Source organism: Streptomyces sp. NPDC047061, from assembly GCF_040643955.1.
Taxonomy (GTDB): domain Bacteria; phylum Actinomycetota; class Actinomycetes; order Streptomycetales; family Streptomycetaceae; genus Streptomyces.
Genome location: NZ_JBEYVI010000071.1, coordinates 23,517 through 30,773 on the forward strand (window position 1 = coordinate 23,517; position 7,257 = coordinate 30,773).

A 7,257-nucleotide genomic window follows, 5' to 3' on the forward strand; every position below is an offset into this window, starting at 1 on the left:
GTCACGGGTGTCACTTACGTACCGGGGAGCGCCGGGTGGCGGCCCCGGGCAGTAGCACCTTGAAGCGTGCGGGACAATGGAGTACGTGACTCGGATCGTGATCATCGGTGGCGGACCCGGCGGCTATGAAGCGGCGCTGGTGGCCGCGCAGCTCGGCGCGGAGGTGACCGTCGTCGACTGCGACGGTCTGGGCGGAGCGTCGGTGCTGACCGACTGCGTGCCGTCGAAGACCCTTATCGCTACGGCCGAGGTCATGACGACCTTCGATTCGTCGTACGAAGAGCTGGGGATCATCGTCGCCGACGACACCCCGCCCCTGGAGCAGGCCGCCCGGGTGGTGGGGGTCGATCTGGGGAAGGTCAACCGGCGTGTGAAGCGGCTTGCCCTCGCGCAGTCGCATGACATCACCGCTTCGGTGACCCGGGCCGGTGCGCGGGTCATGCGGGGGCGGGGGCGGCTGGAGGGCATGCAGGCCCTCGACGGGTCCCGGAAAGTCGTGGTCAGCGCGGCGGACGGGAGCGAGGAGACGCTCGTCGCGGATGCGGTGCTGATCGCCACCGGCGGGCATCCCCGTGAGGTGCCCGACGCCCTGCCCGACGGGGAGCGGATTCTGAACTGGACCCAGGTGTACGACCTCACCGAGCTGCCCGAGGAGCTCATCGTGGTCGGGTCCGGTGTGACCGGTGCCGAGTTCGCGGGCGCCTACCAGGCGCTGGGGTCGAGGGTCACGCTGGTGTCGTCGCGGGACCGGGTGCTGCCGGGTGAGGACCCGGACGCGGCCGCCGTCCTGGAGGACGTCTTCCGGCGCCGTGGCATGAACGTCATGGCGCGGTCGCGGGCGGCCGCGGCGAAGCGGGTCGGGGACCGGGTCGAGGTCACGCTCGCGGACGGGCGGGTCATCAGCGGGTCGCACTGTCTGATGGCCGTCGGTGCCATTCCGAACAGCGCGGGGCTGGGGCTGGAGGGCGCCGGCGTCAAGCTGCGCGACTCCGGGCACATCTGGACCGACAAGGTGTCGCGGACGACCGCTCCGGGCGTGTACGCCGCCGGTGACGTGACGGGTGTGTTCGCGCTGGCGTCGGTGGCCGCCATGCAGGGGCGGATCGCGATGTACCACTTCCTGGGCGACGCGGTGGCGCCGTTGAACCTGAAGGCGGTTTCTTCGAATGTCTTCACCGATCCCGAGATCGCGACGGTGGGGTACACGCAGGCGGATGTGGATGCCGGGAAGATCGACGCCCGGGTGGTGAAGCTGCCGCTGCTGCGCAACCCGCGCGCGAAGATGCAGGGCATCCGGGACGGCTTCGTGAAGCTGTTCTGCCGACCGGGGACCGGGATCGTGGTGGGCGGTGTGGTGGTCTCGCCGCGGGCCTCGGAACTGATCCATCCGATCTCGATCGCCGTCGACAACAATCTGACGGTCGAACAGATCGCGAACGCGTTCACCGTCTATCCCTCTCTTTCGGGGTCGATCGCCGAGGTGGCGCGGCAGCTGCACACCCGGAAGGCCGGCAACGAGTTCTGACGGCCGGAACCGACTCCCCGCTGGTCACGGGGAGTTGTCGGTCATGCGTGCGGCATAGGCGGGGTGGGTAGCTCCTATACCACTCCCGACCCTGCTGTGCGAACAACTTCTGCTATTCGGCGCAAACTGCTGAAAGCAGACGGTCGTTGGGGTTACTGTCAGTTTCGTGTTCGCTGCAGAACGTCGCCAATTGATCCTCGAAATGGTGCGAGCGAACGGGGCCGTGTCGCTCCGTGAGCTCGCCCGCGTCGTCCAGACCTCCGAAGTGACCGTACGGCGGGACGTGCGCGCACTGGAGGCAGAAGGACTCCTCGACCGCCGGCACGGCGGTGCGGTACTGCCGGGCGGGTTCACGCGGGAGTCCGGCTTTCCGCAGAAGTCTCATCTCGCGACCGCCGAGAAGACGGCCATCGCCGATCTCGCCGCGGGTCTCGTCGAAGAGGGCGAGGCCATCGTGGTCGGGGCGGGAACCACGACCCAGGAACTCGCGCGCCGGCTGGCGAGAGTGCCCGGGCTGACCGTCGTCACCAATTCCCTGCTGGTGGCGCAGGCGCTGGCCCATGCCAACCGGGTCGAGGTCGTGATGACCGGCGGGACGCTCCGCGGGTCCAACTACGCCCTCGTGGGCTCCGGCGCGGAGCAGTCCCTGCAGGGGCTGCGCGTGTCGAAGGCCTTCCTGTCCGGGAGTGGCCTGACGGCGGAGCGGGGGCTGTCCACGTCCAACATGCTGTCGGCCTCCGTCGACCGGGCGCTGGTGCAGGCCGCCGCGGAGGTCGTGATCCTCGCCGACCACACCAAGCTCGGTACGGACACGATGTTCCAGACCGTGCCGACCGATCTCATCACCCGGCTCGTCACGGACGAGCCGCCGGCCCACGACGACCGTGCGGTCACCGAGCTGCAGGCCCTTGCCGATCAGGGGGTGCAGATCGCCGTGGCCGGGGCGTCGGGGAACCCGGGGGGTGACCAGGTCCCGGCGCGCCAGCAGCATCAGCAGCAGCGTCGGGACGTCGCCCTGCCGGGGCCGCGGCGGAGTCAGGGGCCGGGGTTGCGGTCGGCGTCGATGCTTCAGGGGGAGCCGCCGACAGGGGCTGAGCGGGGGCGGGTTGCTGATATGCGGCGGCGGTGAGGGTGCGTGCCTAATCGCCGTCGGCGTGGGGCTCGTGGGCGGGTGCGGGTCCGCTGTGGCTGGTCGCGCAGCTCCCCGCGCCCCTAGGTTTCTCAGGTCTGAGTCCCTTCAAAGTCAGGGTAAGCAAGCGGCTTGCCAACTCGGGGTCTCCGGGTGACTCCTCCGCTGCCAGGGCGATGGCGTGGGTGAGTTGGAGGAGGTCGGTGATCTGTACGTCCGGGCGTACCGTGCCCGCGTTCTGAGCGCGGGTCAGCAGGGCCGCGCCCGCCTCCCGCATCGGGGTGCCGCAGCGGGACAGGGCCGAGTCCGGGGACGCTGACATCAGGGCCCTCGACAGGCCCCGGTACGCCGCCGCGTGGACGACCACCTCGTGGAGCCAGGTCAGCAGGGCCCGGCAGGGGTCGGGGGCGGTCCGCAACTCGCGGGCACGGTCCAGGAGTTCGTTCACCGCGTCCTCGAAGACCGCGCTCATCAGGGCGTGCCGGGTCGGGAAGTGGCGGTAGAGGGTGCCGATGCCCACGCCCGCCCGGCGGGCCACGTCCTCCAGGGAGGCGTCCGTGCCGTGCTCGGCGAAGACGGTACGGGCCTCGGCCAGCAGCCGGTCGTGGTTGCGGCGGGCGTCGGCGCGCATGGGGCGTTCCACGCTCCAGGAAGTCGTCCGGAAAGCCGGGTGCCCGGCGAACGGGTGACGTTCGCCGGGCGGTGCGGTGCGGGGTGTCGTCAGTCCTTGATCTCGCAGATCACGGCGCCGGAGGTGAGGGACGCGCCGACCTCGGCGGCGAGGCCCTTGACGGTGCCGGCCTTGTGGGCGTTGAGGGGCTGCTCCATCTTCATGGCCTCCAGGACGACGATCAGGTCGCCCTCCTTGACCTCCTGGCCCTCCTCGACGGCGACCTTGACGATCGTGCCCTGCATCGGCGAGGCGAGGGTGTCGCCGGAGGCGACCGGGCCGGACTTCTTCGCGGCGCGGCGCTTCGGTTTGGCCCCCGCGGCGAGACCGGTGCGGGCCAGGGTCATGCCCAGGGCGGCCGGGAGGGAGACCTCCAGGCGCTTGCCGCCGACCTCGACGACGATCGTCTCGCGGTCCTTGTCCTCGTCGGCCTCGGCGTCGGCCGGGGCGGCGAAGGGCTTGATCTCGTTGACGAACCCGGTCTCGATCCAGCGGGTGTGGACCGTGAAGGGGTCCTCGGAGCCGGTCAGCTCGGGGGCGAAGGCCGGGTCGCGGACGACGACGCGGTGGAAGGGGATGGCCGTGGCCATGCCCTCCACCTGGAACTCGTCCAGGGCACGGGCGGCCCGCTGCAGGGCCTCCGCGCGGGTGCGGCCGGTGACGATCAGCTTGGCGAGCAGCGAGTCCCAGGCGGGGCCGATGACCGAGCCGGCCTCCACGCCCGCGTCCAGGCGGACACCGGGGCCGGAGGGGGCGTCGAAGCGGGTGACCGTGCCGGGGGCGGGCAGGAAGTTGCGGCCGGGGTCCTCGCCGTTGATGCGGAACTCGAACGAGTGACCGCGCAGCTCCGGGTCGCCGTAGCCGAGTTCCTCGCCGTCGGCGATCCGGAACATCTCGCGGACCAGGTCGATGCCGGCGACCTCCTCGGTCACCGGGTGCTCCACCTGGAGGCGGGTGTTGACCTCCAGGAAGGAGATCGTGCCGTCCTGGCCGACCAGGAACTCGCAGGTCCCGGCGCCGACGTAGCCGGCCTCCTGCAGGATGGCCTTGGAGGCGCGGTACAGCTCGGCGACCTGGGCCTCGGAGAGGAACGGCGCGGGGGCCTCCTCGACCAGCTTCTGGTGGCGGCGCTGCAGCGAGCAGTCACGGGTGGAGACGACGACCACGTTGCCGTGGGTGTCGGCCAGGCACTGGGTCTCCACGTGCCGGGGGCGGTCCAGGTAGCGCTCCACGAAGCACTCGCCGCGGCCGAAGGCGGCCACCGCCTCACGGACGGCGGAGTCGTACAGCTCCGGAACCTCTTCGAGGGTGCGGGCGACCTTCAGGCCACGCCCGCCGCCGCCGAAGGCCGCCTTGATGGCGATCGGCAGGCCGTGCTGCTCGGCGAAGGCCACGACCTCGTCGGCGCCCGAGACCGGGTCCGGGGTGCCGGCCACCAGCGGGGCACCGGCGCGCTGGGCGATGTGCCGGGCCGCCACCTTGTCGCCCAGGTCGCGGATCGCCTGCGGCGGCGGGCCGATCCAGGTCAGGCCCGCGTCCAGGACCGCCTGCGCGAACTCGGCGTTCTCGGACAGGAACCCGTAGCCCGGGTGGACGGCGTCCGCGCCGGCCTCGCGCGCCGCGTTCAGGACCTTCGCGATGTCCAGGTAACTGGTGGCCGGGGTGTCACCGCCCAGGGCGAACGCCTCATCCGCGGCGCGGACATGCAGAGCGTCCCGGTCCGGATCCGCGTAGACGGCCACGCTTGCGATCCCGGCGTCCCGGCAGGCCCGGGCCACGCGGACAGCGATTTCGCCACGGTTGGCGATGAGCACCTTGCGCACGATTGAGGCTCCCTCCTTGAAACAAGCCGAGTTTAGGGACTGCCGACACGGCACTTCGACCCGTCCCCTGTGGTGAGCTTGCCCACACGGAGCGTGATGCGAGGCTCACCCGACCCGCGAAATCCCTTGTCGCACCTCACTACGCAGGACTCCTTCGGGAAACCCTAGCTCCGTCATGTGGTCAAGGTCTCTGTGAGAGCGTGCCGCGCCCCACTCCGTTTCTTTGTTGAGTCCCTACGAATGGCCCAACGTTTCTTTGCTGCCGACCGGACCCTTGTCCCGCGGTTTACCCGTTAGTAGCGTTCGCGATGCCGAAGAAGGCGCTTCGGCCCGAAGGGCCTCCTTGAGGGGTGGTGGTCGGGCGGCGGGTGGGCGTACTTCAAGTAACACCGGCTCGGCTCGAGCCGTGAACGAAAGTGGGTGGGGGCCGGTGGTGCGCAGACCGGTGGCATGGGTGGTGGCGGTCATACTCTTCGCCGAGGCATTCGGGATCGCGGCACTCAACTGGTTCATGGGGGTGGTCGTCGACCGTCAGGACATGTCCCTGGCCGGCCTCGACCCGGACAGGATGTCGATGTCCGCGAAGGCCGGCGCCGTCGTCTTCGGCCTCTACTTCGCGCTGTGCGGCCTGGTGGCCCTCCTGGTCGCCGTACGCAACCGCGCGCCCGCCGGCCTCGGCCGGGTGCTCCTGATCAGCGTGGCGGTCGTGCACGGCCTGCTGGCCGCCGTCGCGTGGGGCCTGATCGGCTGGACGGCGTTCCTGTCCATGCTCGTCGTCCTCACGCTCGTCGTCCTTCTGCTGATGACGTACGACCAGGTGGCGGACGCGGCCGGCGGTGCCGGGGCGGCGGGCGGCGACGGGAGCGGGGACGGGGCCGGTTCCGAGAGCGCCCCGGAACCGGCGCCGGAGCCCGAGCCGGAGGCGAAGAACGACACGCCGCCCGCGGCACCGTTCACTCCGCCGGCGCCCACAACTCCGTGATGCCGACGCCGAGCTCCGCCAGCAGCCGACGGATCAGGGGCAGGCTGATGCCGATCACGTTGCCGTGGTCGCCGTCGATGCCCTCGATGAACGGCGCGCTGCGGCCGTCCAGGGTGAACGCCCCCGCCACGTAGAGGGGTTCGCCGGAGGCGACGTACGCGGCGATCTCCTCGTCGGTGGGCTCGCCGAACCGTACGACGGTGGACGCGGTCGCCGACACCCAGCGCTTGCTCGCCGTGTCCCACACGCAGTGCCCGGTCTGCAGGGTGCCGGCCCGGCCGCGCATCGACTTCCAGCGGGCGGTGGCCTCCTCGGCGTCGCCCGGCTTGCCGAGGGCCTGGCCGTCGAGGTCCAGCACCGAGTCGCAGCCGATGACGATCGCGCCCTGGACGTCGGGGCGGGCGGCGACCACGGACGCCTTCGCCTCCGCGAGGGCGAGGGCCAGGTCGGCCGGGGTGGGCGCGGTGACGGCCTCTTCGTCGACGCCGCTGACGATCACCTCGGGAGCGAGGCCCGCCTGGCGCAGGAGGTTCAGCCGGGCGGGGGACTGGGAGGCGAGGACGAGTCTGCGCATGGGGGCAGCGTATCGGGGTGGGCCGACAGAGGGTCGCTCACCTCACGCCGAGCACGATCATCAGGACGACCATGACCAGGGCCAGGAAGACGCCGAGCCGCCGGAGGGTTCTCTGCATGTCCTGCAGGTCCTTCGGCGGCTCGTCTTCGGGGTCCGACCACAGCATGTCACCAGCGTGAGGCTTGGCCGACCTCGGGCGCCTGAGTAGGGGTACTCAGATTGGGGCCCGGGGTTCCACTTGGGTGCGCCCACGCGGCGGAGCCGCATATCGATACAGCCCCGCGCCCCTGGGTGTCCGGTGGCTAGCTGGGCCAGTACGTGCGGGTCCATGCGCTTGGGCTCGGGTGGGGGAGCCGTTGGCGGGCGATGCGGCTCGGGTCGGACCAGGCGTCCTTCGCCGCGGGGGTGCCCTCGGGGGCGGCTGCCGCGGCAGCCGCCCTCGCCCTTACCACCGCCAGGGCGGCGGCCAGCTCCTCCGGGGTCGGGTTGCCCCGTATGACCTTGATCGTCACAGCGGCTCTCCTTACAGGGGGATGTTGCCGTGCTTCTTCGGG

General features: G+C 71.1%; 8 protein-coding genes. 3 read left to right on the forward strand and 5 right to left on the reverse strand.

Annotation, left to right across the window (positions count from 1 at the left end; genetic code table 11):
• The first annotated feature begins 76 nt into the window (after window positions 1–76).
• Together ABZ887_RS48600 and ABZ887_RS48605 are read left to right on the forward strand one after the other, a co-directional pair.
• Window positions 77–1,525, forward strand: coding sequence for an NAD(P)H-quinone dehydrogenase (locus ABZ887_RS48600; RefSeq protein WP_361305695.1), 1,449 nt, complete (start codon window positions 77–79; stop codon window positions 1,523–1,525).
• Window positions 1,526–1,715: 190 nt separating this feature from the next.
• Window positions 1,716–2,654 (forward strand): DeoR/GlpR family DNA-binding transcription regulator, encoded by a 939-nt coding sequence (locus ABZ887_RS48605; protein ID WP_361305697.1) that lies wholly within the window; start codon window positions 1,716–1,718, stop codon window positions 2,652–2,654.
• Window positions 2,655–2,664: 10 nt separating this feature from the next.
• Here the strand turns inward: ABZ887_RS48605 and ABZ887_RS48610 are convergent, their stop codons facing one another.
• Both ABZ887_RS48610 and ABZ887_RS48615 read right to left on the reverse strand, forming a co-directional pair.
• On the reverse strand, window positions 2,665–3,285 hold the full coding sequence (locus ABZ887_RS48610; RefSeq protein ID WP_361305699.1) for a TetR/AcrR family transcriptional regulator: 621 nt from the start codon (window positions 3,283–3,285) through the stop codon (window positions 2,665–2,667).
• 89 nt (window positions 3,286–3,374) lie between these two features.
• Window positions 3,375–5,147: a biotin carboxylase N-terminal domain-containing protein gene (locus ABZ887_RS48615; RefSeq protein ID WP_361305701.1), complete on the reverse strand. Its 1,773-nt coding sequence runs from the start codon at window positions 5,145–5,147 to the stop codon at window positions 3,375–3,377.
• Between the two features lie 430 nt (window positions 5,148–5,577).
• Between ABZ887_RS48615 and ABZ887_RS48620 the strand changes: the two genes are divergently transcribed.
• Window positions 5,578–6,129: a hypothetical protein gene (locus ABZ887_RS48620; protein ID WP_361305709.1), complete on the forward strand. Its 552-nt coding sequence runs from the start codon at window positions 5,578–5,580 to the stop codon at window positions 6,127–6,129.
• Here ABZ887_RS48620 and ABZ887_RS48625 read toward each other — a convergent pair.
• The 3 genes from ABZ887_RS48625 to ABZ887_RS48635 form a co-directional block, all read right to left on the reverse strand.
• Entirely contained in the window at window positions 6,101–6,703 is a 603-nt protein-coding gene (locus ABZ887_RS48625) for a nucleoside triphosphate pyrophosphatase (protein ID WP_361305703.1), read from the reverse strand. The genes ABZ887_RS48620 and ABZ887_RS48625 overlap by 29 nt on opposite strands.
• 37 nt (window positions 6,704–6,740) lie before the next feature.
• Complete coding sequence (locus ABZ887_RS48630; protein ID WP_361305705.1) at window positions 6,741–6,869, reverse strand: hypothetical protein; 129 nt, start codon at window positions 6,867–6,869, stop codon at window positions 6,741–6,743.
• A gap of 136 nt (window positions 6,870–7,005) precedes the next feature.
• The gene (locus ABZ887_RS48635; RefSeq protein WP_361305707.1) at window positions 7,006–7,215 is read right to left on the reverse strand and encodes an acyl-CoA carboxylase epsilon subunit; all 210 of its coding nucleotides are present in this window, start codon (window positions 7,213–7,215) and stop codon (window positions 7,006–7,008) included.
• Window positions 7,216–7,257 lie beyond the last annotated feature (42 nt).

Coding starts and splice junctions, on each gene's coding strand:
- ABZ887_RS48600 (WP_361305695.1), top strand. CDS start 77: ATGGAGTACGTGACTCGGATCGTGATCATCGGTGGCGGACCCGGCGGC.
- ABZ887_RS48610 (WP_361305699.1), bottom strand. CDS start 3,285: ATGCGCGCCGACGCCCGCCGCAACCACGACCGGCTGCTGGCCGAGGCC.
- ABZ887_RS48625 (WP_361305703.1), bottom strand. CDS start 6,703: ATGCGCAGACTCGTCCTCGCCTCCCAGTCCCCCGCCCGGCTGAACCTC.
- ABZ887_RS48630 (WP_361305705.1), bottom strand. CDS start 6,869: ATGCTGTGGTCGGACCCCGAAGACGAGCCGCCGAAGGACCTGCAGGAC.